This is a genomic window from Clostridium saudiense, from assembly GCF_000577815.1.
Lineage (GTDB): Bacteria > Bacillota > Clostridia > Clostridiales > Clostridiaceae > Clostridium > Clostridium saudiense.
In genome coordinates, this window is record NZ_CBYM010000001.1 from 28,439 (window position 1) to 52,239 (window position 23,801).

The 23,801-nt window shown below is 29.0% G+C and carries 23 protein-coding genes and 1 pseudogene; 20 read left to right on the top strand and 4 right to left on the bottom strand.

The features are described from left to right. The first annotated feature begins 6 nt into the window (after nt 1-6). The 16 genes and pseudogenes from TY07_RS00215 to TY07_RS00290 all read left to right on the top strand — a co-directional run bounded on the left by TY07_RS00215 (nt 7) and on the right by TY07_RS00290 (nt 13,795). On the top strand, nt 7-909 hold the full coding sequence (locus TY07_RS00215) for a ParM/StbA family protein (RefSeq protein WP_042393561.1): 903 nt from the start codon (nt 7-9) through the stop codon (nt 907-909). Continuing rightward, nucleotides 897-1,100, top strand: coding sequence for a hypothetical protein (locus tag TY07_RS00220; protein WP_042393565.1), 204 nt, complete (start codon nt 897-899; stop codon nt 1,098-1,100). The genes TY07_RS00215 and TY07_RS00220 overlap by 13 nt, the downstream gene beginning before the upstream one ends. Nucleotides 1,101-1,243: 143 nt before the next feature. Further along, nucleotides 1,244-1,447, top strand: coding sequence for a plasmid mobilization protein (locus TY07_RS00225; protein WP_042393569.1), 204 nt, complete (start codon nt 1,244-1,246; stop codon nt 1,445-1,447). Nucleotides 1,448-1,451: 4 nt separating this feature from the next. Beyond that, nucleotides 1,452-1,766: a hypothetical protein gene (locus TY07_RS00230; RefSeq protein WP_198133958.1), complete on the top strand. Its 315-nt coding sequence runs from the start codon at nt 1,452-1,454 to the stop codon at nt 1,764-1,766. A gap of 35 nt (nt 1,767-1,801) precedes the next feature. Continuing rightward, a pseudogene (locus TY07_RS00235) lies at nt 1,802-2,596 on the top strand (ABC transporter substrate-binding protein); the annotation flags it as partial. A gap of 116 nt (nt 2,597-2,712) precedes the next feature. After that, entirely contained in the window at nt 2,713-3,471 is a 759-nt protein-coding gene (locus TY07_RS00240; RefSeq protein WP_042393574.1) for an ABC transporter ATP-binding protein, read from the top strand. 1 nt (nt 3,472) lies between these two features. Further along, nucleotides 3,473-4,264, top strand: a complete 792-nt coding sequence (locus tag TY07_RS00245; RefSeq protein ID WP_042393575.1) for an ABC transporter permease — start codon at nt 3,473-3,475, stop codon at nt 4,262-4,264. 215 nt (nt 4,265-4,479) lie between these two features. Continuing rightward, the gene (locus TY07_RS00250) at nt 4,480-6,129 is read left to right on the top strand and encodes a tetratricopeptide repeat protein (RefSeq protein WP_042393576.1); all 1,650 of its coding nucleotides are present in this window, start codon (nt 4,480-4,482) and stop codon (nt 6,127-6,129) included. A gap of 211 nt (nt 6,130-6,340) precedes the next feature. Further along, entirely contained in the window at nt 6,341-7,441 is a 1,101-nt protein-coding gene (locus tag TY07_RS00255; protein ID WP_042393577.1) for a 6-phosphofructokinase, read from the top strand. 250 nt (nt 7,442-7,691) lie between these two features. Continuing rightward, nucleotides 7,692-8,471, top strand: a complete 780-nt coding sequence (locus tag TY07_RS00260; RefSeq protein WP_042393578.1) for a serine hydrolase — start codon at nt 7,692-7,694, stop codon at nt 8,469-8,471. 189 nt (nt 8,472-8,660) lie between these two features. After that, nucleotides 8,661-9,581, top strand: a complete 921-nt coding sequence (pyrB, locus tag TY07_RS00265; protein ID WP_042393580.1) for an aspartate carbamoyltransferase — start codon at nt 8,661-8,663, stop codon at nt 9,579-9,581. Then, nucleotides 9,581-10,012, top strand: a complete 432-nt coding sequence (locus TY07_RS00270) for an aspartate carbamoyltransferase regulatory subunit (protein ID WP_042393583.1) — start codon at nt 9,581-9,583, stop codon at nt 10,010-10,012. Before pyrB ends, TY07_RS00270 begins: the two co-directional genes overlap by 1 nt. 5 nt (nt 10,013-10,017) lie before the next feature. After that, nucleotides 10,018-11,214 (top strand): dihydroorotase, encoded by a 1,197-nt coding sequence (locus TY07_RS00275; protein ID WP_042393586.1) that lies wholly within the window; start codon nt 10,018-10,020, stop codon nt 11,212-11,214. Between the two features lie 39 nt (nt 11,215-11,253). Beyond that, nucleotides 11,254-12,126 (top strand): orotidine-5'-phosphate decarboxylase, encoded by an 873-nt coding sequence (gene pyrF / locus TY07_RS00280; RefSeq protein ID WP_042393589.1) that lies wholly within the window; start codon nt 11,254-11,256, stop codon nt 12,124-12,126. 13 nt (nt 12,127-12,139) lie between these two features. After that, entirely contained in the window at nt 12,140-12,877 is a 738-nt protein-coding gene (locus TY07_RS00285) for a dihydroorotate dehydrogenase electron transfer subunit (protein ID WP_042393594.1), read from the top strand. Between the two features lie 21 nt (nt 12,878-12,898). Then, the gene (locus TY07_RS00290) at nt 12,899-13,795 is read left to right on the top strand and encodes a dihydroorotate dehydrogenase (protein WP_042393597.1); all 897 of its coding nucleotides are present in this window, start codon (nt 12,899-12,901) and stop codon (nt 13,793-13,795) included. Nucleotides 13,796-13,864: 69 nt separating this feature from the next. Here TY07_RS00290 and TY07_RS00295 read toward each other — a convergent pair whose 3' ends face one another. From TY07_RS00295 to TY07_RS00305, 3 genes are all read right to left on the bottom strand, one after another. After that, entirely contained in the window at nt 13,865-14,107 is a 243-nt protein-coding gene (locus TY07_RS00295; protein WP_052330556.1) for a hypothetical protein, read from the bottom strand. A gap of 228 nt (nt 14,108-14,335) precedes the next feature. After that, nucleotides 14,336-15,760 carry an alanine/glycine:cation symporter family protein gene (locus TY07_RS00300; protein WP_042393600.1) on the bottom strand — a complete coding sequence of 475 codons (1,425 nt, stop codon included), beginning with the start codon at nt 15,758-15,760 and terminating at the stop codon, nt 14,336-14,338. Nucleotides 15,761-15,975: 215 nt separating this feature from the next. Then, nucleotides 15,976-18,678: a transglycosylase domain-containing protein gene (locus TY07_RS00305; RefSeq protein ID WP_042393603.1), complete on the bottom strand. Its 2,703-nt coding sequence runs from the start codon at nt 18,676-18,678 to the stop codon at nt 15,976-15,978. 93 nt (nt 18,679-18,771) lie between these two features. Between TY07_RS00305 and yunB the strand changes: the two genes are divergently transcribed. The 3 genes from yunB (at nt 18,772) to TY07_RS00320 (ending at nt 20,938) form a co-directional block, all read left to right on the top strand. Then, nucleotides 18,772-19,446 carry a sporulation protein YunB gene (yunB, locus tag TY07_RS00310; RefSeq protein WP_042393605.1) on the top strand — a complete coding sequence of 225 codons (675 nt, stop codon included), beginning with the start codon at nt 18,772-18,774 and terminating at the stop codon, nt 19,444-19,446. Between the two features lie 185 nt (nt 19,447-19,631). After that, entirely contained in the window at nt 19,632-20,510 is an 879-nt protein-coding gene (locus TY07_RS00315; protein WP_074431740.1) for an NAD(P)-dependent oxidoreductase, read from the top strand. Between the two features lie 47 nt (nt 20,511-20,557). Then, the gene (locus tag TY07_RS00320) at nt 20,558-20,938 is read left to right on the top strand and encodes a thioesterase family protein (RefSeq protein ID WP_042393610.1); all 381 of its coding nucleotides are present in this window, start codon (nt 20,558-20,560) and stop codon (nt 20,936-20,938) included. Nucleotides 20,939-21,000: 62 nt separating this feature from the next. On the opposite strand, the gene hpt is transcribed toward TY07_RS00320, so the two are convergent. After that, complete coding sequence (gene hpt, locus TY07_RS00325; RefSeq protein WP_042393614.1) at nt 21,001-21,528, bottom strand: hypoxanthine phosphoribosyltransferase; 528 nt, start codon at nt 21,526-21,528, stop codon at nt 21,001-21,003. Between the two features lie 340 nt (nt 21,529-21,868). On the opposite strand from hpt, the gene hflX reads away from it, so the two are divergent. Beyond that, nucleotides 21,869-23,665: a GTPase HflX gene (gene hflX / locus TY07_RS00330; RefSeq protein WP_042393617.1), complete on the top strand. Its 1,797-nt coding sequence runs from the start codon at nt 21,869-21,871 to the stop codon at nt 23,663-23,665. Nucleotides 23,666-23,801: the final 136 nt, after the last annotated feature.

Here is a 23,801-nt window from a genome sequence, read left to right on the forward strand (position 1 = left end):
GATAACATGGAAACAATAGGCGTAGATTTAGGCAATTGTAACATTAAGACAAGTAAGGGGATAATAGTACCTTCATTAATTACAAGAGGAGAAAATTATTTAATAAGCACAGGATATCAATTAGAGTTTAACAATGAAATATTAATTATTGGAGAAGGTGATTATGATACTAATCTAGATAAAATATCTAAAGAAAATCTTTTACCAATGCTATGTTTAGCTTTAGGGTTAAGTACTAAAGAAGAATTTATAAGAATAGTACTAGGATTACCTATAAATCAATATAGAAGTAAAAAAGATAAAATGATTGAAGTAATTGAAGATAATAAAATATTAAATTTTAAGTTAAATGGAATAGAAAGAACTATTTATATTGAAGATGCAGCAATATTCCCAGAAGGGGTTGCAACATATTATTCGTTGGATGTGGATAAGAGAAGAGAGTTAATAGAGAAAGATTTAATTGTTTTAGATATTGGAGGAAGAACTACAGATATAGCATTGCTTAAAGCTGGTAAAAAAAGAAGTGTTGCTAAAAGTACAAGTTTAGATGTAGGAATGATTAACATTTATAATGATATGATTAATGAAATTAATAGCTTATATACTTTAGGATTAAATATTGAAGATGCTGAAGGCATAATAAAAAATGGTTTAGAAGTAGATGGAGAAAAGAAAGATACTACATTTATTAAAAATATTATAAGAAATAATATAGAAAAAGTATTCAAAGAATTAAATATAAGCTATCCGGTTAGAACAAGTCCTATACTTGTTACTGGTGGAGGGGGAAGATCCTTTTTTAAGTCTATAAAAAAGAGATATCCATCAGCTCAAATAATAGAAGATAATTTATTTTCAAATGCTTTAGGATATAAAAAGGTAGGGGAGAAGTTATGGAGAGATTAAGAATAACTATAGAGTTTAATAAAAATAGAAAAGAAGAATTGAAGCTTTATGAGAAATTACAAAACTATAGTAATCCTGCTGCATATATAAAAGATGTTCTTAGAGGATTATTACCAATACCAGGAGAGATTAAAGTTGTATCAGAGGTAAGCTCAGAAAATGAAGACTATGAGGATTTAATGGATATATAAATACCACACTATTACCACACTACTAGAAAATTAATAAGAAAAGCTAATAGTGGGGTAATGTGGTGGTAATAGCCAAAAAGTACTCGGTAAATCACCGATATATGGTCGATTATATTTGGAGAGAGTAGGGGAGTGGTTAGGAAATGTTAGGATTTAAAGAAAAAGAAATTTTGGGAAGAAAGAGCGAAGATGAATTAAAAATATATAGATTAACTGTACAAGTATCTAAGAGGGAAAAGGAAAAAATAATTCAACTTGCAAAAAGCAGAGGTATGAGCGTAAGTGATTATGTTAGATATTTTTGTATTCATAAGCCTTTTGCAAATAAGTTCGAGGAGGATGAATAATAAAATGTATGTTGATTTAAATTGTATAGTAGAACCAATCGCAACTTTGATTTCCCTTACGTTTATAAGTTGTCTTATAGCAATTACTATCTATAAACTTATTCAGAGTTGGGATGAGGGCAAGGAAAGATATCTAGCTAATGAAGAAAATGTAAGAATAGAAGCATTGAATAAAAAGAGATTAGAAAATCTTAAACTTGAAAATTTAGAGGTTAAATTAACAAGCGAAGACATTGAATTATTAAATCTAATAGCTGGTAACAAGGGCACTCCTAAAGGTGTCTTAAGGAATATGTTAAGAGAGCATTTAAGGAATTAATAAAAGTGGACATATACTGTTATTTAGAATAGGTTGCAGATAAAACTATGCAACAATTATTAAGTGGTAATGCAGATATAGGATTTTCAGGACCAGAGCAAGTTGTTTATATTTATAACCAAGGAAGAGAAGATTATCCAGTTGTATTTGGACAATTAACACAAAAAGATGGTTCATTTTTAGTGGGAAGAGAAGCAGAAGAAGATTTTGATTGGTCATCATTAAAAGGTAAAGAAATAATAGGTGGTAGACCAGGTGGAATTCCCGAAATGGCTCTTGAGTATGTACTAAAAGAAAATGGATTAGACCCAGAAAATGATGTGAATATGGTTACAAATGTTGATTTTACAGCTACTGCAGGTGCTTTCAAATCTGGAACTGGTGATTATGTTGCATTATTTGAACCAACAGCTACAATGTTAGAAAATGATGGTGGTGGTAGTATAGTTTCTTCAGTAGGAGAACAAGCAGGAAATATTGCTTATACTTGCTTCTATACAACTAAATCATATATGGATGAAAATCCAGAAATAATTCAAAAGTTTACAAATGCAATTTACAAAGGTCAATTATGGGTTCAACAACATACAAGTGAAGAAATTGCTGATTCTATTAGTTCATTTTTCCCAGGAACTGATAAAGATGTAATAGTTAAAGTAATAGATAATTATAAGAGTATAGATGCATTTTCAGAAACTCCTGAAGTAAGTGAAGATGGTTTAAATAAGCTAATGGATATTATTCAAGGATATGATTCAAGCTTGATTCAAACAAGACCAGATTTTAATGTTATCGTAAATAACTCATTTGCAGAAGAGGCAACAAAATAAACTAATGCTATAAATAGTTTAGTTAGTAGTTAAAAGAAAATAAGTTAAATTAATTTAGAAAAATAAACAAACAACTACTAACTATAACTATAAAATTATTATGGGGTGGTGGTAAAGTGAGTCTCTTAGAAATAAAGAATATAAATATGAACTATCACACTATGGAAGGAGCTACAGAGGCAATTAAAGATGTCAGCTTTTCAGTAGATGATGGGGAATTTATAAGTATAATTGGTCCTTCAGGATGCGGAAAATCAACATTGCTTAATATTATAAGTGGAATATTAACTCCATCAAGTGGAGAAGTTAAATTTAATGATCCAGATGTAAAAAATAATCTAGATAAAATGGGATATATGTTTCAAAAAGATTATTTATTTCCATGGTTATCTGTTAGAGAAAATGTATTATTAGGACTTAAAGTTAAGAAAATATATACAAAAGAAAACATAGAATTTGCTGATGAATTACTAAAAAGTTATGGATTAGAAAAATTTGAGTCACATAAGCCAACACAGTTATCAGGGGGTATGAGACAAAGAGTAGCTTTAATTAGAACATTAGTCTTAAGACCAGAAATAATATTACTTGATGAACCGTTTTCTGCATTAGATTATCAAAGTAGATTAAAAATGACAGATGATGTTTATGAGATAATTAAGAAAGAAAAGAAAACAGCAATAATGGTAACACACGATTTAGGTGAAGCTATTGTAATGTCAAAAAGAGTAATAATTTTAACTTCTAGGCCAGCTTATATAAAGGATGATGTTAATATAGAGTTTAAGAATAAAGATGCAACTCCTTTCGATAAGAGAAAGGAACCAGAGTACAATGAGTACTTTAGAAAGTTATGGGGGGAGTTGGATAATTAGTATGGAAAAAGAGCATGAATTGTATTTAAGAAAAGTTAAAAGGGACAAATGGAAAGTAAGAGCAATAAGAATTTTAATTTTAGTAGCATTTATTGCACTATGGGAAATTGCAGCGCAATTAAAATGGATAGATCCATTTTTAACTTCAAGTCCTAGTAGAATTATTAAATCATTAGTTAGTTTTATAAATGAAGGCACATTATTTAGGCATATATGGGTAACTTGTTATGAAACTATAATTGGATTTACACTAGGTACAGTTTTAGGAGTAGCTATTGCAATATTATTATGGGCTTCAAAAACAGCATCAAAAGTATTAGATCCTTATTTAGTAGTATTAAATGCATTACCAAAAGTAGCACTTGCTCCAATAATAATATTTTGGGTTGGCAATGGTACATCAGCAATTATTACAATTGCATTGCTAATTTCAATTGTTACTACAATAATAAGTGTTTTAACAGGGTTTAATGAGGTAGATAAAGGAAAAATGCTATTAATGACAACCTTTGAAGCAAACAAGTGGCAAAAATTAAGATATTTAGTTTTTCCAGCTTCTGTACCAGTTATTATTTCTGCATTAAAAATAAATGTTGGACTTTCTTGGGTAGGAGTTATAATGGGAGAATTCCTAGTTGCAAGAGAAGGATTGGGATTCTTAATAATATATGGTGGACAAATAGCCCAATTAGATATGGTTATGATGAGTATAGTAATTCTATCAGTTATTGCTTTTATAATGTATGAGATTGTAGCTTTGATAGAAAATAGATTAATTAAAAAAAGACAATAATTTCAGTTAATAATGGCAAATTAATTAATTTAAAAATGGCAGATTAATTAATTTAAAATAGTATGTAATAATAAAAAATAAATTATTCAATAATTTGCCATTTTTAATTACATAAATTAGTGTATAATGTCGAAATTATAAATTACTATTTGAAAAAAATATAATTTTTTGTTAGAATTGTTGTTAAGAATATTTATTTAACAAATGGAGGGATTATGGAAAATAAAAAAAATGACTCCTTAAAGTCTAACAAGAAGTTAATTAAAAACAAATATGTTGAGCCAATAATTACGATAGGTCTTTCTATTTTATTTGCTTTTGTAGTATTAATATCAATACAAAGCATGATGGGAACAAAGACAGTTACAATAACGAATAATAAAGCAGAAGAGTATTACTATGATGGTAAGTATGATGAAGCTATAAATGAATATATGACAATGCAAAAAGAAGATGCATGGCCAATTTGGACAGCTAGAGTAGCAGAAATATACTCAATCCAAGGTGATATAACTCAAGCAAATAACTTATTAAAAGAAGCTATAGTAAAACGAGATAAGTTAATGCTTGAAAATGGAGATGAGTACTTAGAGCAAGATAAAGAATTAATAAATGAAGTAGTATTTACTTTTTATATGAATAATGACTTAGAACAAGCAGAGAGCTTAGGTGAATATTATTTAGAAAGTTATAATACATATAAACCTTTATTAAAAACAATGTTTGCTGTTTATTTAGCAAATGATGAAAAAGACTTAGCAAAAGGAATAGTAAACTCTTATCCGGTGGATAAAGATAGTGCTTATGATTTAGCTACTTTAGCTAAGATGCAAATAATGATTAATGATTATGATAATGGTTTAGAAAACTTAAGACTTTCATATGAGATTGATAAAAATGAAATAAAATCATATGATGTTATAATGGAAGCTTGTCAATTTGATAAAGAAAAGTTATTGAAGAAAGTAACAGAATTATCAGAAGAAAATCCGAAAGTTGAAGCATATAAGGCGTGGATTAATGAAATTAATTCATTTGATGAAAAAAATATTGATTTTAGTAAAAATGTAATTGATGAAATAAAGAATAATATAAATACTGACGAATTAGAAGAAGATTCATATGTAGATTTGTATATTAAGGCTTGGGAGAACTATAATAAAGGTCAATATGATAAAGCAAAAGAATTTGCTAATGAAGCGATATTGGCTAATAGTGATTATGAAAATACTTATGGAATGTTAATGCCTAATATATTAATTGCTACAGAAAATTCAGATAAAATCGAAGGTTATATTAGAAAAGCTATATTTAATGAACCGTATAATTACAATTTAATTGTAAATATTGCTAAGTTATATGAAGATAAATTATCTAATTTAGATAAGGCAAAGTATTATTATGATTATGCTTTAACTTTAAATAAAAATAATGATGAATTATATTATGATTTAGCACTTCTAAACTTAAAGATGGATAAAGTTGATGATGCAATTTTAGATTTAAATAAAGCAATAGCTATAGATGAAGATAAAAGTGATTATTATAGAGCTTTAGGTACTATTTACTATAATGAAAAGGAATATGATAAAGCTATTGAAAATATAAGAAAAGCATATTCGCTTAATGAAAAAGATGTTTTAGCATTAAATAATGCAGCATGTTATTATATTACAGTAGATAAAGATGTATGGAGAGCATATTCAAATATTGAATCAGCATACAATGACATGCCAAGTTCTATTGATAGTGAATCAAAAAAACTAATTACTAATAATTATAATGCTATTAAAAAAGTATATGATAAGTATGTTAATGATGAAAATACAATAGTAGATGTTCAAGGATTAGAATTAGCATATTAGAAAAATGAGAGATGATAAATATCATCTCTCATTTATTTTGGAGAAAAGTACAAATTTAAAAAATATCTTTCCAGTTATTTGAATATATGATATTATATTATAAGAAGGAATATTCTGAATTTTATGAAAAACTATGTAGTAATAGGTAGGCTATTTGAAAAAAATGCTGAAATATTATTGGTTTAAGTATATGGGTAGGGAGGAATTTAAAATGGAACAAAAAATTAAAAAAATAGCTTTATTAACAGGTGGTGGAGATTGTCCAGGCCTAAATGCCGTAATTAGAGCCGTAACAAAAACAGCAATATTAAATTATGGTATCGAAGTAATCGGGTATAAATTTGGATATAGAGGATTATATAATAATGATTTTGTTTCTTTAAACTTAGATTCAGTATCGGGTATACTACATAGAGGAGGTACCATTCTTTATAGTTCAAATAAAGATAATTTATTTGATTATCTTGTAGAAGAAAATGGAGTAATGGTTAAGAGAGATGTATCTGATGTAGCAGTTGAAAATTTGAAAAAAGAAGGTGTTGATGTTTTAGTTGTAATTGGTGGTGATGGAACATTAACATCAGCTAGAGATTTTGCTAGAAAAGGTATTAATGTAATAGGTGTTCCTAAAACTATAGATAATGATTTAGCATCTACTGATGTGACATTTGGATTTAATACTGCAATAGATGTAGTTACAGAAGCTTTAGATAGACTTCATACAACAGCAGAATCACACCATAGAATTATGCTTTGTGAAGTAATGGGAAGAAATGCAGGATGGATAGCATTAGAATCTGGAATAGCAGGTTCAGCAGATGTAATTCTTTTACCAGAAATACCATATGATATAAATAAAATTGCGGCAAAAGTAAAAGAAAGAGAAGAGCAAGGAAGAAACTTTACTATTATAGTAGTAGCAGAGGGAGCGAAACCTAAAGACGGTGATGTTGTAGTATCTAAGATAGTTGCAGATAGTCCTGATCCAATAAGACTAGGTGGAATTGGTAATAAACTAGCTGATGACTTAGAAAAGTTAATTAAAGAACATGAAGTAAGATGTACTGTTTTAGGACATGTTCAAAGAGGGGGAAATACTTCTACTTACGATAGAATTCTTTCAACAAGATACGGGGTAGCAGCTGTTGAATTGATGATGGAAGGAAAGTTTGGAAGAATGGTTTGCTTAAAAGGAGATACTATAACTAGCGATACATTAGAAAATGTAATAGGACAAAATACTAAGAAAGTAAATCCAGAAGGTGAATTAGTACAAGTTGCTAAAAAGATAGGAATATCTTTTGCAGAATAATAAATAAATATTGAAGAATATAAATAGTGACAAATGCAAAAAATGATTTTATATTGTGTGATTATTTTTTGTAGTATTGTCACTATTTTTAAGGTTAAGATTATAAGTATTTAAATTAAGTTAGATAGACTTGAATGATGTGCAAAAATGGAAAAAATTTTAGTGAAATACTTCAAAATATTCTGACAATATGATATACTTATATTAAAGTAAGAGAAATTTATTGAATCAGTGGATTTAGGAGGGTATTATGAAAGAGATAAAGAAATATTTAGAATCAAGAATCGGGAAATATAGTTTCTTTTTTGAAGATTTAAAAAGTGGTTATGTGTATGGATACAATGAAAACGTTCCTATGATTGCCGCTGGGTGTATGAAACTTCCAATAGCTGTTTCATTAATTAAAGCAGTAGAAGATAAGAAAGTGGACTTTATGGATAAGGTTAAAATCCAAAGTGGAGATAAGGTTTACGGAACAGGAATTATTCATGAATTTAATGAAAGAGAATATACTGTATTTGAACTTCTTGTAATAATGTTAATACAAAGTGATAATACTGCAGCAAATAAAATTATAGATATAGTTGGAATGGAACAAATTAATGAAGATATAATTGCTATGGGATTAAAGAATACAAGGTTAAATAGAAAGACAAATGATGAAAGAACAGCAATTACTGATGTTGAAAACATAACTACTGCTTATGATTTATCAAGAATATGGAAACACTTAGCCAATGGAACATTTTTATCAAAAGATAATGGTCAGATGCTTATAGATATTTTAAGAAGACAGCAAATTAAAAATAAATTAGCATTATACATTCCTGATGATTTAAAAATAGAGATATCAAGTAAAACTGGAGACAAAAAAGGTGTTGAGAATGATACTGCTTACTTAGAATTACCAAAAGGAAAATTCACTTTTACAGTATTATCTCAAGATATACCAAATAGTGTTTATGGAACTGTATCTTTAGCTAAATGTGGTAAAATGATGTGGGATGAGGTAATGAACAACTGGAATTAAATTACATTGACAAAATTTGAATGTAATGTTATTCTAACAAAAAAGAACCTTTAAGAGAATCCGAGAGATTCATAAGGAAGTTGTAATAATACCCATATTATAAGATTACTATACCTTCCTTATATTTTAAGGAAGGTTTTTTGTATTCTTTAAATTTAACACCGTGATGTTAAAAAGGAGTGACTATAAATGAAAAATAAACATTTAATAAGCCCTATGGACTTTTCTAAAGAGGAGCTTAATGAAATTTTCGAATTAGCAGAAAAAATAATTTCAAATCCAAAAGAATTTTCACATATCTGTGATGGCAAAATCTTAGCCACACTTTTTTATGAACCAAGTACAAGAACTCGTTTTAGCTTTGAAGCTGCAATGATGAGATTAGGAGGAAAAATATTAGGATTTTCTGAACCAAACTCAAGCTCTAGTGCAAAAGGAGAAACATTGGCAGACACAATCAGAATGGTTTCAATTTATTCAGATATAATTGCAATGAGACATCCTAAAGAGGGATCAGCAAAAGTTGCAAGCATGTACTCATCAGTTCCTGTTATTAATGCAGGAGATGGTGGACATCAACATCCAACTCAAACATTAACAGATCTGTTAACTATAAAATCACAAAAAGGAAAATTAGAAGGACACACAATTGGGTTATGTGGTGACTTAAAAAACGGACGTACAGTTCAATCTTTAATCATGGCCATGTCTAGATATAAAGATACTAAATTTATACTTATATCTCCAAAAGAATTAGTAATTCCAGAATATATAAGAGAAGAAGTGCTAAAAAGAAATAATATATCTTTTAGAGAAGTAGAAAATATAGAAGAAGTAATTGAAGAATTAGATATACTATATATGACAAGGATCCAAAAAGAAAGATTCTTTAATGAAGAAGAATATTTAAGACTAAAAGATTGCTATATATTAAATAATGAAAAAATGCAAAAAGCAAAACCGGATATGATAGTAATGCATCCACTTCCAAGAGTAAATGAAATTGCAACAGAAGTTGATAGTGATGACAGAGCTGTATATTTTAAACAAGCAGAATATGGAATGTATGTAAGAATGGCTTTAATAGTTAAGTTGTTGGAGGTAATGTAATGCTACAAATAACTAGTATAAAAAATGGATTTATGTTAGACCATATAAAAGCTGGCATGGGTGTTAAAATATTTAGATATTTACATTTAGATGAACTTGGACATCAAGTTGCGTTAATTATAAATGCTGATAGCAAAAAAATGGGTAAAAAAGATATAATAAAAATCGAAAATTTAGAAAATATAAATTATACAGTGCTTGGATTACTTTCTCCAGGTATCACAATAAATGAAGTAAGAAATGAAGTTATTATAAGTAAGGTTAAACCAGAACTTCCAGAAGAAGTTCAAGATATATTAACATGCCAAAATCCTAATTGTATTACTTCGGTAGAAAATTATATACCACATAGCTTTAAGTTATTAGATAGAGAAAAAGGAAGCTATAAATGTGAATATTGTGAACAAATTATAAATCCAAGTGAGGTATAAAAGTTATGAGTTTATTAATAAAGAATGCTAATGTCATAGATGCAAATGGAAATTTTCAAGGCGATATATTAATAATAGATGGAATAATTAATCAAATTGGTAAAGAAATAAATAAAGAGGGTATTGAAGTGATTGATGCAAAGGGATATACAGTGATGCCTTCTTTTATAGATACTCATGCTCATTTTAGAGAGCCAGGGTTAATGCATAAGGAAGATATAGAAAGTGGTTCTAAAGCTGCAGCAAAAGGTGGATATACTGGAGTATGTTTAATGGGAAATACTAATCCGATTTGCTCAACAAAAGAAGTTGTAGAGTATGTTAGAAATAGAGCTAAAGAAGTTGGATTAATTGATGTTCATCAATGTGTATCAATTACAGAAAACTTTTGTGGAAAGTCTATAGAACACTTAGAAGCTTTTAATGATGATAAAGAACTTGTGGCTATAACTGATGATGGCGTTGGGGTTATGGACTCGAGTGTTATGATGAAAGCTATGGAAAAAGCAAAAGAAAGCAATTGGATTGTAATGTCTCATGCTGAAGACAAAACATTTTCTAAAATAGATATGAGAATTGCAGAAGACTTAATGACTATAAGAGATTTGTATTTAGCTAAAGTAACAGGTGCAAGATTACATATGGCCCATGTGAGTACAGTTGAATCAATTAATGCAATAAGAAGAACTAAAAATGAAGGTGGAAATGTAACTTGTGAGGTTACACCACATCATATAGGATTAACAACAGATATAAGTAATTATAGAGTAAATCCTCCAATAAGAGAAAAAGAAGATGTTAATGCAATAATAGAAGGAATTAAAGATGGGACTGTTGACTGTATAGGTACAGACCATGCGCCGCATACTGAAGAAGATAAGAAAAATGGTGCGCCAGGAATGGTAGGATTAGAAACTTCGTTTAGTATTTGTTACACAGAATTAGTAAAAAATAATAATATATCTATAAATAAATTAAGTGAATTAATGTCTAAAAATCCAGCAAATATCCTTAGAATGAACAAAGGAACAATTTCAGTTGGAAAAGATGGAGATTTAGTATTAGTTGATTTAAATAAAGAAGTAACAATTGACAAAGAAACATTTGTATCTAAAGGTAAAAATACTCCTTTCCAAGGAAGAAAATACTTTGGAGAAGTTATAAAGACTATAAGAGGCGGTAAAGTAATATATAGTAAATAGGTTTAGTATTATCATAAGTGGAGAAAGGTGAAAGTGAATATGAAAAGTTTTATAATGGATAAATTATATAAAAGAGTTGAAGAAAGAGGAGTTGTGTGCTTAGGGTTAGATACAGCTGTTGAGTATATACCTACACATGTTTTAGAAGGAAGATCATTAGAAGATGCAATATTTGAATATAATAAAGCAATTATAGATGAAACTTTAGATGTTGTAGCTTGCTTTAAAGTTCAAATAGCATATTATGAAGCTTTAGGATTAGCTGGACTTATGGCATATAAGAAAACACTAGAATATTTAAGAGAAAGAGATGCTATTATCATTGCAGATATAAAAAGAGGAGACATAATGGCAACTGCAACTCAATATGCTAAGGGGCATTTTAGTGGGGATTTTGAAGCAGACTTTATTACATTAAGTCCATACATGGGTATGGATAGTATAGAACCATATATGCCATATATGGAAAGTGGAAATAAGGGTGTTTTTGTATTAGTTAGAACTTCAAACCCAGGGGCTGAAGATATAGAAAATATAGATACAAAAGATAATAGTAAGGTTTATAAAGTTGTAGGTGATAAGCTTACTAAAATGGGTGAGTCTGTAAAAGGTGAATGTGGATATTCAGCAATAGGTGGAGTTATTGGATGTACTCATGTTGAAGAAGGTAAGGAAATAAGAGAAAGATATAAAGATATGTTCTTCTTAATACCTGGATATGGTGCACAAGGTGGAAAGGCAGAAGATGTAGCTTTATACTTAAGAGATGGAAATGGTGGAGTTGTAAACTCATCAAGAGCTATTCTTTTAGCATATAAAAAGGAAAATAAACCAGAAGAATTTGCTGCTTGTGCAAGAAGAGAAGCTATAAGAATGAGAGATGAAATAAGAAACGCAGTTAATAGTCTTTAGGAGGATGGAGTTTATGAAGTACACACAAGGAAAAATATTATTAAATCAAGAAATTCAAAATGGAATCTTTAAGATGGTTGTTGAAGATAAAAATGAAGCAAAAGCAGGTCAGTTTTATATGCTTAAGCATAATGGAGCAACTCTTCTTCCAAGGCCTATAAGTGTATGTGAAACTGATGGGGAAACACTTACTTTTGTTTATGCTGTTGTAGGTGCTGGAACTAAGGAATATGCAGAGCTAAAAGTGGGAGATACAATAAGTTTAAATGGGCCTTTAGGTAATGGATTTAACTTAGAAGAGGACTATGGAAGAGTTGCTTTAGTAAGTGGAGGAATTGGTACAGCACCAATGTTAGAACTTTCTAAAAGGCTAAGAGAAAAGAATAAAGATATAAAAATGGATCTTTATGCAGGATTTAGAGATGATGTATATTTAATAGATGAAATAAATGAATTTGTTGATAAAAGCTTTGTTTCTACAAATACAGGAAAATATGGTCATAAGGGATTTGTAACAGAAATATTAGATTTAGATAAATATGATACAGTATTATGTTGCGGTCCTGAAGTTATGATGAAAAGAGTTGTAGAAATGTGTAAAGAAAAGCAAGTAAAAGTATATGTTTCAATGGAAAAACATATGGCTTGTGGAGTAGGAGCATGTCTAGTGTGTACTTGTAAGACTAAAGATGGAAATAAAAGAACTTGTAAAGATGGTCCAGTATTTGATGGATACTATGTAGAATTATAAAAGACCAAAGGAGAAGATAAAATGTTAAAAGTTAATATAAATGGATTAGATTTTAAAAACCCAGTAATAGCGGCATCAGGAACCTTTGGTTTTGGAGCAGAATATAACAATTTTTATGATGTAGGAATTTTAGGAGGTATTTCATCAAAGGGATTAACTTTAAATGAAAAGGCAGGAAATGATGGTATAAGAGTTTTTGAAACTCCATCAGGAATGATGAATTCAGTTGGCCTTCAAAATCCAGGAATAGATAGATTTATATCAGAAGAACTTCCAAAGATGAAGGAATTAGGAACTAACATTATAGCAAATGTTGGTGGTGGATGTATGGAAGATTATGAAATTGCTTTAGATAAGCTTAGAGGAACAGCTATTGACATGATAGAACTTAATATATCATGTCCAAATGTAAAGAGTGGAGGAATGGCTTTTGGAATTAAATCAGAAGTTGCTTATGAGGTTGTTAAGAAAGTTAAAGCGATAGTTGATAAGCCACTTATGGTTAAGTTATCTCCTAATGCAGAAGATATCGTAGATATGGCTATTAAATGTCAAGAAGCAGGAGCAGACTCTTTATCATTAATTAATACATTAAAGGGATTAGCAATAGATCCATACAAGAGAAAAGCTGTGTTTAATAATGTATATGCAGGGGTATCAGGACCAGCAGTTAAGCCAGTAGCTTTAAGAATGGTTCATGAAGTTGCTAAGGCAGTAGAAATACCTGTAATAGGTTTAGGTGGAATAACAACAGGGTTAGATGCCATAGAATTCATGATGGCAGGGGCTTCAGCAATTCAAATAGGAACAGTGAACTTCTTTAATCCAATGGCAGGAAAAGAAATTATCGAAGAAATGGAAGCATTTTGCAGAGATCAAGGTATTAAAGATATTAATGAAATAGTAGGAATAATATAAAATAACATAAAATAGAGCTATAAATGTATTTACATTTATAGCTCTACTTTAATAGTGTATTAGTAAAAGTTATTTTATCAAAGTTCCTTGATGAAAAATAATTTTCCAGTATTTATCATTATATGTCCATATTGAACTTCTAATAGATTTAATGGTTATGTTATCTTTAATAAATTCTTTCTTCAATTTATATTTTGCTAATACACAATTTTCAGATATTTTTAATAAATCAAACTCTATAATTTTAAAGTTCGCATCGGCTTCATGAAATGTATGTCCTTCAGAATATTTATATATCTCTCCAAAATCCATATATATACCCCCTTTTTGTATAATACAATACAATTATACGGTAAATATTGAATAACTCACATATAATTATAAATAGATTAGTTTATTTAAGAGGATATTTAGTTAGGAGTAATTCAAATTGTGCAGTGTGGTATAAGAAAAAATAAATACATATAACATTATGCATAAGTGTATTTAGTAGTTGCTAAAAAAGCTTTATCAAAACTTATGTTTTGATAAAGCTTTTTTTTATGCTATATATTCTTCAGCATCTTCTTGCCATTCTTCAACTTCATCACCAAGTTCTTTTATAGAAGAAGCATAGAATACAGGGTCTTTTCCAGCTTTCTTTTGGCCAATATAATCATTTAATGCAGAGATAGCAATCTTACTTAACATTACTATTGCAATTAAGTTTAAGATAGCCATTAAGCCCATAAATACGTCAGCTAAGTTCCATACTAAATCCATTGATGCAACTGATCCAAATAGAACCATTGCAGCAACTAAGATTCTATAGATATATAAGTATATCTTTTTATCAGAGATAAATTGTATATTAGTTTCACCATAGTAGTAATTACCTATAATTGAACTGAAAGCAAATAATAATATACAGATAGTTATAAATGTTCCACCCCAAGAACCAACTTGAGAAATTAATGCCATTTGAGTAAGTTCTATTCCTTTAACAGATCCATCTAATGGTGCTCCAGATAATAGAATGATAAATGCTGTAGAAGTACAAATGATTAATGTGTCAGTAAATACTCCTAAAGTTTGAATTAAACCTTGTTTTACAGGGTGAGATACTGTAGCAGTAGCTGCAGCATTTGGAGCAGATCCCATACCAGCTTCATTAGAGAATAAACCTCTTTTTATACCTTGTAATAAAGCTGCACCAATACCACCACCAACTACTTGCTTAAATCCAAAAGCACTTTCAAATATAGTTTTAAATAAGTTTGGTATTTCTTTGAAGTTAATTACTATGATGAATAAAGCAATAACTATATAAGCAACAGCCATTATTGGAACTAAAATACTTGAAATTTTGGCTATTCTATTTACTCCACCAAATATTATTATTAATGTTAATGCTGTTAATATAATACCGATTAATAGTTTATTTGAATTGAATGATGAACTAAATGCAGCTGTAATTGTATTAGATTGAACAGAGTTAAATGCAAATCCAAAGCAAACAATAATAAGAACAGAGAATGATACACCCATCCATTTTTTCCTTAATCCCTTTTCCATATAGTATGCTGGGCCACCTCTAAAGCTATCACCATCTTTAACTTTATAGATTTGAGCTAAAGTTGATTCAATGAAAGCTGAAGCTGAACCTATTAGAGCAATAAGCCACATCCAGAAAACAGCACCAGCACCACCTATAGCAATTGCTGAAGCAACTCCAGCTAAGTTACCAGTACCAACTCTTGATGCAGTACCTATACAAAATGCTTGGAATGAAGAGACTTGTCCTTTGCTTTTTTCTTTTGAATTAGTACCTTCGCCAAGTAATTTAAACATTTCTTTAAAGTTAGTAAATTGAACAAATTTAGTTTTAAATGTGAAATATACTCCAATTGCTATAAGCATTGCAATAAGGATATAAGTCCAAATAAAATCATTAATAGATAAGATAAAATCATTTATAAAATCCATATATTTTTCCTCCTTCGTTATGAGATAATTCGCGTTCTTTTTCTATAGTATACAATGAAAAAGGAAAAAATGCAAGAATACAAAGAGAATTATTCAAAAAAACAGTTTTAAAATATAAAAATGACATAATTGTTAAAAAAAATGAATAAGAGTGCAAGCTGAGATTCAAAAAACTAAAAAAATAAAAGCAGTTCAAGGACTGCCTTTATTTTTTATTAATTAAATATTCCATTTATTATATTTGTTATAGAGTTTCTTTGTACATCTGTATCAGATTCTGGGCTAGTGTTATCATTTGTAGTATCGTTAGTATTATCATTATTACCAATATCCTCATCAGGAGTATTAGTAGTAGCTTTTATTTTAAGTTCTACAGTTTCATCAGACTTAATTTTTTCTGTATATGAAACTAGTGTATATTGTCCTGATGTAATATTACCAGAAACTGAAAGGCCATTGAATGAGTATTTGATTCCTCTGTTATTTAATATAACAATAGCATCTAATAAATCCATATTTGCTCTTAATCCTATTTGAGATAGGTCAATATACTCTTCTGCTTGTGTATCATCTTCTTGAGTTGGTACAACAAAAGGATAATCATCTGCATTTGGATTTGCATTAGGTTTTTTGATAAATACTTTATTTACTAAAAGGCTAGCAGGAGTATTTTCAGTAGCTAGTTTGTTATTTGAGCTATTTACAGCAACGCTAACATGGACGTCACATACTGATTTTGGCTCAGTACCTTTAATAAAATACTCAGTTTTAACCCTGTTACCTCTTTGGTCTTCATAACATAGGTCGGTAGGAGATTTACCAGAATCTTTACAAACCTTTGCTTGAACTAGACCAGAAGGAGCATCGATATCTTTATATTCTAATCCTTCATGAGCTACAGCCATTATTTTACCAAATAAAGATGCAGCACTAGAACTTTTACCACTCATTCTCTTTGGATTATCATATCCAATCCAAACAGATCCAGAATAATATGGAGTTAAGCCAGCGAACCAGAAGTTATCTGAAGAATTAGTTGTACCTGTCTTACCAGCAACAGGAATATCGCTAAATTCTGCACTACTAGAAGAACCTTTTAGAATATCATAAATAATATATGAGGTTTGAGGTGAGAATAAATTAATTGTCTCAGGTTCTTTTTCTAATAATACATTACCACTAGCATCTTCTACTCTAGTGTAAAGTATTGGTTCATATCTTACACCGTTATTTCCAAAAGCTCCATATGCTGAAGCTAAAATAGTAGTATTACCACCATCTCTGTTTCCGATTGGTTGTTCAAATTGACCAAGTGCTAATGCAGACATTGTATGAGATTCAGATGCATATTTAAGCCCAGATTTTTCACCATAATCTAGAGCGGTATCTAAACCTAGCATATCAACAGTTTTAATTGAAGTTAGATTTTTTGAATATGTTAATGCTTCTCTTGCAGTAACATATCCAGCCATAGAACCATTAGCGTTTTTAGGAACTACAGATCCAAAATTATATTTTTTTAGTATTTCATCTGAAACTGAAGTATCGTCAAGTGGAGTACCTGCAGTTATTAATTTTGTATCAATGGCAGGTCCATAGACTGTTAATGGTTTAGTAGTTGATCCTATAGATTTTAAGTCAAAATAAGCTCTATTAAGTGAAGTTGGTGGTTGATTTCCACGACCTCCAATAAGTACCTTAACTTGACCGGTTTTATAGTCTATTATTGTAGCTGATGCTTGTAATAATGGAACACCATCACTATCAGTTTCATCAACAGAAGTATCATCTACTTGTAAGTTTGATCTATCATTTAATATTTCTTGTACTGCATTTTGCATTTCAACATTTAGTGTAGTATAAATTTTTAATCCACCGTTTACTAATAATTTTTCTACTTCATCTTCTGTATACTTGTATTTTTCAATTAAGTCTTCTTTTACTTGCTCAACTGCAGGGTATACAAACCATTCATGATTTACTTGAGAGTCAGTATTTAGTTTTTTAAAATTAAAGTTATTAGCTTCAGCATCTGCATAAGCAACATCAAAATCTTCTTGAGAAATATAACCCAATTCAAGCATTTTGCTTAACACTGTTTTAGTTCTGTTAATATATCCATTAGGATAATTTGAAGCACCAGTATTATAAGCACTATAAGTAGTAGGGGCTTGGGTAATACCTGCAATATAAGCACATTCTAGTAATGTAAGGTCTTCTGCATGTTTACCAAAGAAATATCTTGAAGCAGCTTCTACACCATAAATATGACCACTTAAAGGGATAGTGTTTAAATAAGTTCTTATAATTTCTTCTTTGCTTAATTCTTTATCTAATTGAACAGCTAGAACTATTTCTTTTATTTTTCTATTAATTCGATCTATTGAACTAGATTCTGAAGCGGCTTCTGATGATAAAATAGTATTTTTTATTAATTGCTGAGTAATAGTAGAAGCACCATGTATTCCATTTTGTTTACCCAATATTACCATTACATCTCTAGCAGCGGCTCCTAATATTCTCTTGATATCAATTCCACCATGGCTCATAAAACGCTCGTCTTCTATTGCGATATATGCGTTAATTAAATTTTGCGGCATTTCATCATAAGAAATAATATATCTAATTTCAGTTGATGGTAAGTCATCTATAAATTCACCTTTATCATCATATAATACTGATGGTTGATTTAAATTATAAATAGCATTTACATCTAATGAAGGTGTTGTCTTAATTACAGCGACTACATATCCAACGCCTACAACACCGATTAATAATCCTAGAATTAATATTGTAAGGAAAAAGTATTTGAAAAATCTTTTAATTTTCGATGGCTTTTTCTTTAAGCTTTTTTTCGTGTTTTTGGATTTAACTACTTTTTCTTTTGGATTTTTTGATTTATTAGAATCTTTAGCCATTAGTTCCTCCTTTTATTTATATAAAATATAATATTCAATTCAATTATAGCATATTAATTGTAATAGTAAAATAATAACTATTAGGGTGATAGTATGAAGTATTATACAAAGAAACCTAAGTATCATTATAAAATAAATACTAAGCGAAGTAAGTTTCCATATGGATTGTTAATAATTGTTTTGCTAATTATGGTGTTTAATGGAGTTTTTTATATGTTTAGCAAGAGGATATTAGCATCTGTACTTAGTGTTGGAGAAGTTAAGATGAAGTCTGAAGCAGTAAGAATTATAAATGAAGAAAGTGTTAAGGTTTTTTCTGAGGATTTTAATTATGAGGATATTATAAACATAGAAAAAGATAGTGAAGGAAATATAACTATGGTAAGAGCAGATACTGTTAAACAAAATTATTTAGCATCTCAAGTCGTATTAAATTGTGATGAAAAATTATCTGAACTTGGTGATTTGGGGGTTAAAATACCATTAGGGTATTTAACTAATAATATTATGTTTTATAATATAGGACCTAAAATTACAGTGAAAATGCAACAAGTAGGTAATATAACAACATCATATGAATCAGAGTTTGAAAGCGCTGGAATTAACCAAACAAGACATAAAATTTATTTAAATGTAGAAGCGAAAATGAGAATTGTTGTACCGTTTCATAGTGATGAAATAGAAGTTACAACTCAGATTCCAGTTTCTGATACTATAATAGTAGGGAAAATACCAGATACAGCAATAAATATGAATGGATCTAATTAATTTAAAAAAGTGGTGAAAGCCACTTTTTTATTTTTATAAAATATAAATATGTTTAATTATATAAGGTTTACTATGTAAATGGATATAATTTAATTACACTATAACTTCAATGTTTTATTAATTATCTTATTAAATACCAAATTGCTTTAATATAAAGTATGACATATAATTTAAATATAAATAATATGGAAATAAAAAGGAGAATTAAAAATATGAATATAGCATGGATTGGAACAGGCGTTATGGGAAGTTCTATGGCAAAAAACTTAGCAGAAAATGGGTATAATGTTTATGCATTTAGTAGAACACTTTCTAAATGTGAGCCTTTAAAAGAATTTGGGATTACAGTTACTAGTACTATTAAAGAATGTGTAGAAAACGCAGATGTTGTATTTACTATCGTAGGATATCCAAAGGATGTTGAAGAAGTGTATTTAGGGGAAGAAGGCATATTCAAATATGCAAAAGAAGGTACATATTTAATAGATATGACAACTTCATCTCCTTTATTAGCTAAGAAGATATATGATTTAGGTAAGAAATTTAATGTTTTAGATGCACCTGTTTCTGGTGGAGATATTGGAGCAAAAAATGCAACTTTATCAATAATGGTTGGTGGAGACAAAAAAGATTTTGATTCTATGTATAGCTTATTTGAGTGTTTAGGTAAAAATATAATATATCTTGGAGAAATAGGAAGTGGACAAAATTGTAAAGCATGCAATCAAATTGCTATAGCAGGGACAGTTGCGGCTGTAGCTGAATCAATTATTTATGCAAAAAAAGTAGGACTTGATACAAAAACTGTTTTAGATGCTATATCTAAAGGAGCAGCAGGAAGTTGGCAAATGCAAAATAATGGATATAAAATGATTGAAAAAGATTATGCACCAGGATTTTTTAATAAGCATTTTATAAAAGATATGAAAATTGCTAAGGAGGTAATGGATGAAAAGGGAGAAGAGCTTCCTATACTTAACAAAGTACTTGAGATGTATGAAGAATTAGCTAAAGATGGATTTGAGGATATGGGGACTCAAAGTATTATTGAAAAATATTTATAAATAAGGTTTAATAGAAAAATAATATAAACAGTTGAGGAGGACATAAAGTGATTGAAGTAGGAATAATAGGAGAGGCTAAAGATATTGTTAGTGAAAATAATATTGCTAAGACTTTAAGAAGTGGAGAGTTAATGGTATATGCTACTCCTGCAATGATTGCGCTTATGGAAGAGGCAGCTTATAAAAGCATTCAAGGTGAATTAGAAGAAGGAAAAGGTAGTGTTGGAACACTAATGAATGTAAAACATCTTGCTAGTACACCAATTGGAATGAATGTAACTGCAAAAAGTGAATTAATTGAAGTTGATAGAAGAAGGCTTGTATTTAAGGTCGAAGCTTTTGATGAACGTGATAAAATTGGTGAAGGTATCCATGAACGTTTTATAATTGACAATGAAAGTTTTCAAAATAAAACAGATAATAAATAATTTTTATTAAAATAAAAGCTAGTGAAGGCATTGTAATCACTAGCTTTAACTATGTTTATTAATTATTTGCTTTCCCAATTAAATACATAAGGAACATTTCTATAGTAACCTTCGTAGTCTAATCCGTAACCAACTACAAATAAATCTTCTATTTCAAAACAACAATAATCAGGTTTTAAATCAACTTTTCTTCTAGAAGGTTTATCAAGTAAAACACAAGTTTTAACAGATTTAGCACCTAATTTCTTTACATGGTTTATAACAAACTCCATTGTATATCCAGTATCCATGATATCATCAACTATTATTACATCAAGGCCTTCAATATTATCTGGAATATCATTTACAACAGTTACAGTACCAGTACTAGTTTCACCATGACCATAACTAGAAGTTGTCATGAATCCAACTTTTGCTTTTAAATCTAAAGCTTTAAAGATATCAGCTCCAAAAACAAAGCTTCCTCTTAATAAAGGTAATATATAAACTTCCTTACCTTCATAGTCTTTTGTTATTTCTTCACCTAGTTCTTTTACTCTAGCTTTGATTTGTTCTTCAGAGAAAAGAATATTACGTTTTTTATCTTCCATGTTAAAACCCTCCATTACGATATAATTACTATATTATTATATGAAAAAAACTATTCTAATAATCAGATATTAAAAAGAAACTAAAAAATATATATCTTTTTAGACAATATTTTTAATAATAATATAAATTTTAACAAGTTTTTATACGTTTTGCAACTCAAAATTTGATAACTATTAAAGGATAGAATTATTTACATTTAAATTAGAATAAGATAAAATATAGTGAAATATGGAATTGAATAAAATTTCATGAAAAATTATATGTTTACATATCATAGGGCAAAATATTAATGAGTTTGTTAAAGTGATATATAAACAATGTTTAAATTGAGGTGAAAATATGATATATGGAAATATAGATGGAGTAAAAAAATCTGCTATAGAAGAATTAGATAGATTATATAAAGTAAAATGCCCGAAGGATGAAGTTTGCTCAAGGGAAATAATCGAAGTTATTTCTAGAGTATCAGCATTTATTGAAAGAGAAGTAAGTGTTGCTATTGATAGAAGGGGAAACATAAAATCTATAGCCATTGGTGATTCAACATCTGTTGAAATTGAAGCTTTAGATATTCGTGAAAAGAGATTAGCAGGAGTAAGAATTATTCATACACATCCAAATGGAATGAGTAATTTGTCTGCACTAGATATAAGTGCATTAATTAAATTAAAGCTGGATGCTATTGTAGCAATTGGAATTTATGAAGATAAAATTTTAGATTGCTCATTAGGAATGCTTACAGTTACAGATGATAAATTAGATTATGAGGAAATTGGTAATATATCTTTAGAGGAAATTACAAAAATTCATATTTTAAATAAAATAAGCTATATTGATTCTTTAGTAAAAGAAAAAGAGATAATTGAAGATGATGAAGAAAAGGCAATCTTAGTTGGTTCTGATACAAGAGAAAGTTTAGAAGAACTTAAGGAATTAACAAAAGCTTGTGATATACCAGTGCTAGAAAGTGTATATCAAAGCAGAAGTAAAATTGATGCAGCATTTTATATTGGAAGAGGAAAGGTTCTTGAAATTGCCCAATTAAGACAAAAGTTAAGAGCTAATGTAGTTATTTTTGATGATGAATTATCAGGATCACAGGTAAGAAACTTAGAAGCTGCAATTGGAGCTAAAGTAATTGATAGAACAACGCTTATACTAGAAATATTTGCAAGAAGAGCAAAGTCTAGAGAAGCTAAGATTCAAGTTGAACTTGCTCAGTTAAAATATAGAATGAGTAGACTTCAAGGTTTAGGTACTATAATGTCAAGAACTGGTGGAGGTATTGGTACTAAAGGACCTGGTGAAAAGAAGTTAGAAACTGATAGAAGACATATAAAAGAACAAATATATGATTTAAATGATGAATTAAAGAAAATCAAAAAGATAAGAGAAACTCAAAGGGAGAAAAGAAATAAGGAAAGTATCCCAAAGGTATCTTTAGTTGGATATACAAATGCAGGAAAATCAACATTAAGAAATGCTCTTTGTGATGTAGCAGCTCAAAAGGAAGTTGTAGGCAAAGAAAAAGTCTTTGAAGCAGATATGTTGTTTGCTACATTAGATATAACTACTAGAGCAATAGTTCTTAAAAATAAGGGAGTAATTACGTTAACTGATACAGTTGGTTTTGTAAGAAAACTTCCTCATGATTTAGTAGAGGCATTTAAATCAACATTAGAAGAAGTTATATATTCTGATCTTTTATGTCATGTTGTTGATACATCAAGCGACACAGCTTTAGAGCAAATTAGAGCAGTTGAAGAAGTTTTAGCTGAATTAGGAGCTAAGGATAAGAAAACATTATTAGTTTTAAATAAAATTGATAAGGCTACAGAAGAGCAGATAGAAGCAATTAAAGAAGCAACTGCAGAATATGATACAATAGAAATTTCAGCAAGAGAAGGTATTAATTTAGAAGAATTATTAATGCTTATTGAAGAAAATCTTCCTTATAAAATGAAGAAGTGTGAGTATTTAATACCATACGATAGAAGTGACATGAATTCTTTTCTTCATAGAAATGGAAGAGTTTTAGAAGAAGAATATAGAGATGATGGTACTTTTATGATTGTTGAAGTTGATGACGAAAGTTATAATAAATCAAAGGATTACATCATAAATATAATAATGTAATAGTTAATAAGAGATTACTTAAGATTAAAAGATTCTTAGTTTTAGTATAAGTGTCCATAAATAGGAGTTCAATAATATACTAAAGATGAGGTGAGATTATCCATGTTTGTAACAATGAGATAAATAAATTTTAAGT

Bases quoted from the DNA above. Each gene is read 5' to 3' on its own strand.
- TY07_RS00215 (WP_042393561.1), top strand. From the start codon at position 7: ATGGAAACAATAGGCGTAGATTTAGGCAATTGTAACATTAAGACAAGT.
- TY07_RS00220 (WP_042393565.1), top strand. From the start codon at position 897: ATGGAGAGATTAAGAATAACTATAGAGTTTAATAAAAATAGAAAAGAA.
- TY07_RS00225 (WP_042393569.1), top strand. From the start codon at position 1,244: ATGTTAGGATTTAAAGAAAAAGAAATTTTGGGAAGAAAGAGCGAAGAT.
- TY07_RS00230 (WP_198133958.1), top strand. From the start codon at position 1,452: ATGTATGTTGATTTAAATTGTATAGTAGAACCAATCGCAACTTTGATT.
- TY07_RS00245 (WP_042393575.1), top strand. From the start codon at position 3,473: ATGGAAAAAGAGCATGAATTGTATTTAAGAAAAGTTAAAAGGGACAAA.
- TY07_RS00250 (WP_042393576.1), top strand. From the start codon at position 4,480: ATGGAAAATAAAAAAAATGACTCCTTAAAGTCTAACAAGAAGTTAATT.
- TY07_RS00255 (WP_042393577.1), top strand. From the start codon at position 6,341: ATGGAACAAAAAATTAAAAAAATAGCTTTATTAACAGGTGGTGGAGAT.
- TY07_RS00260 (WP_042393578.1), top strand. From the start codon at position 7,692: ATGAAAGAGATAAAGAAATATTTAGAATCAAGAATCGGGAAATATAGT.
- pyrB (WP_042393580.1), top strand. From the start codon at position 8,661: ATGAAAAATAAACATTTAATAAGCCCTATGGACTTTTCTAAAGAGGAG.
- TY07_RS00270 (WP_042393583.1), top strand. From the start codon at position 9,581: ATGCTACAAATAACTAGTATAAAAAATGGATTTATGTTAGACCATATA.
- TY07_RS00275 (WP_042393586.1), top strand. From the start codon at position 10,018: ATGAGTTTATTAATAAAGAATGCTAATGTCATAGATGCAAATGGAAAT.
- pyrF (WP_042393589.1), top strand. From the start codon at position 11,254: ATGAAAAGTTTTATAATGGATAAATTATATAAAAGAGTTGAAGAAAGA.
- TY07_RS00285 (WP_042393594.1), top strand. From the start codon at position 12,140: ATGAAGTACACACAAGGAAAAATATTATTAAATCAAGAAATTCAAAAT.
- TY07_RS00290 (WP_042393597.1), top strand. From the start codon at position 12,899: ATGTTAAAAGTTAATATAAATGGATTAGATTTTAAAAACCCAGTAATA.
- TY07_RS00295 (WP_052330556.1), bottom strand. From the start codon at position 14,107: ATGGATTTTGGAGAGATATATAAATATTCTGAAGGACATACATTTCAT.
- TY07_RS00300 (WP_042393600.1), bottom strand. From the start codon at position 15,760: ATGGATTTTATAAATGATTTTATCTTATCTATTAATGATTTTATTTGG.
- TY07_RS00305 (WP_042393603.1), bottom strand. From the start codon at position 18,678: ATGGCTAAAGATTCTAATAAATCAAAAAATCCAAAAGAAAAAGTAGTT.
- yunB (WP_042393605.1), top strand. From the start codon at position 18,772: ATGAAGTATTATACAAAGAAACCTAAGTATCATTATAAAATAAATACT.
- TY07_RS00315 (WP_074431740.1), top strand. From the start codon at position 19,632: ATGGAAATAAAAAGGAGAATTAAAAATATGAATATAGCATGGATTGGA.
- hpt (WP_042393614.1), bottom strand. From the start codon at position 21,528: ATGGAAGATAAAAAACGTAATATTCTTTTCTCTGAAGAACAAATCAAA.
- hflX (WP_042393617.1), top strand. From the start codon at position 21,869: ATGATATATGGAAATATAGATGGAGTAAAAAAATCTGCTATAGAAGAA.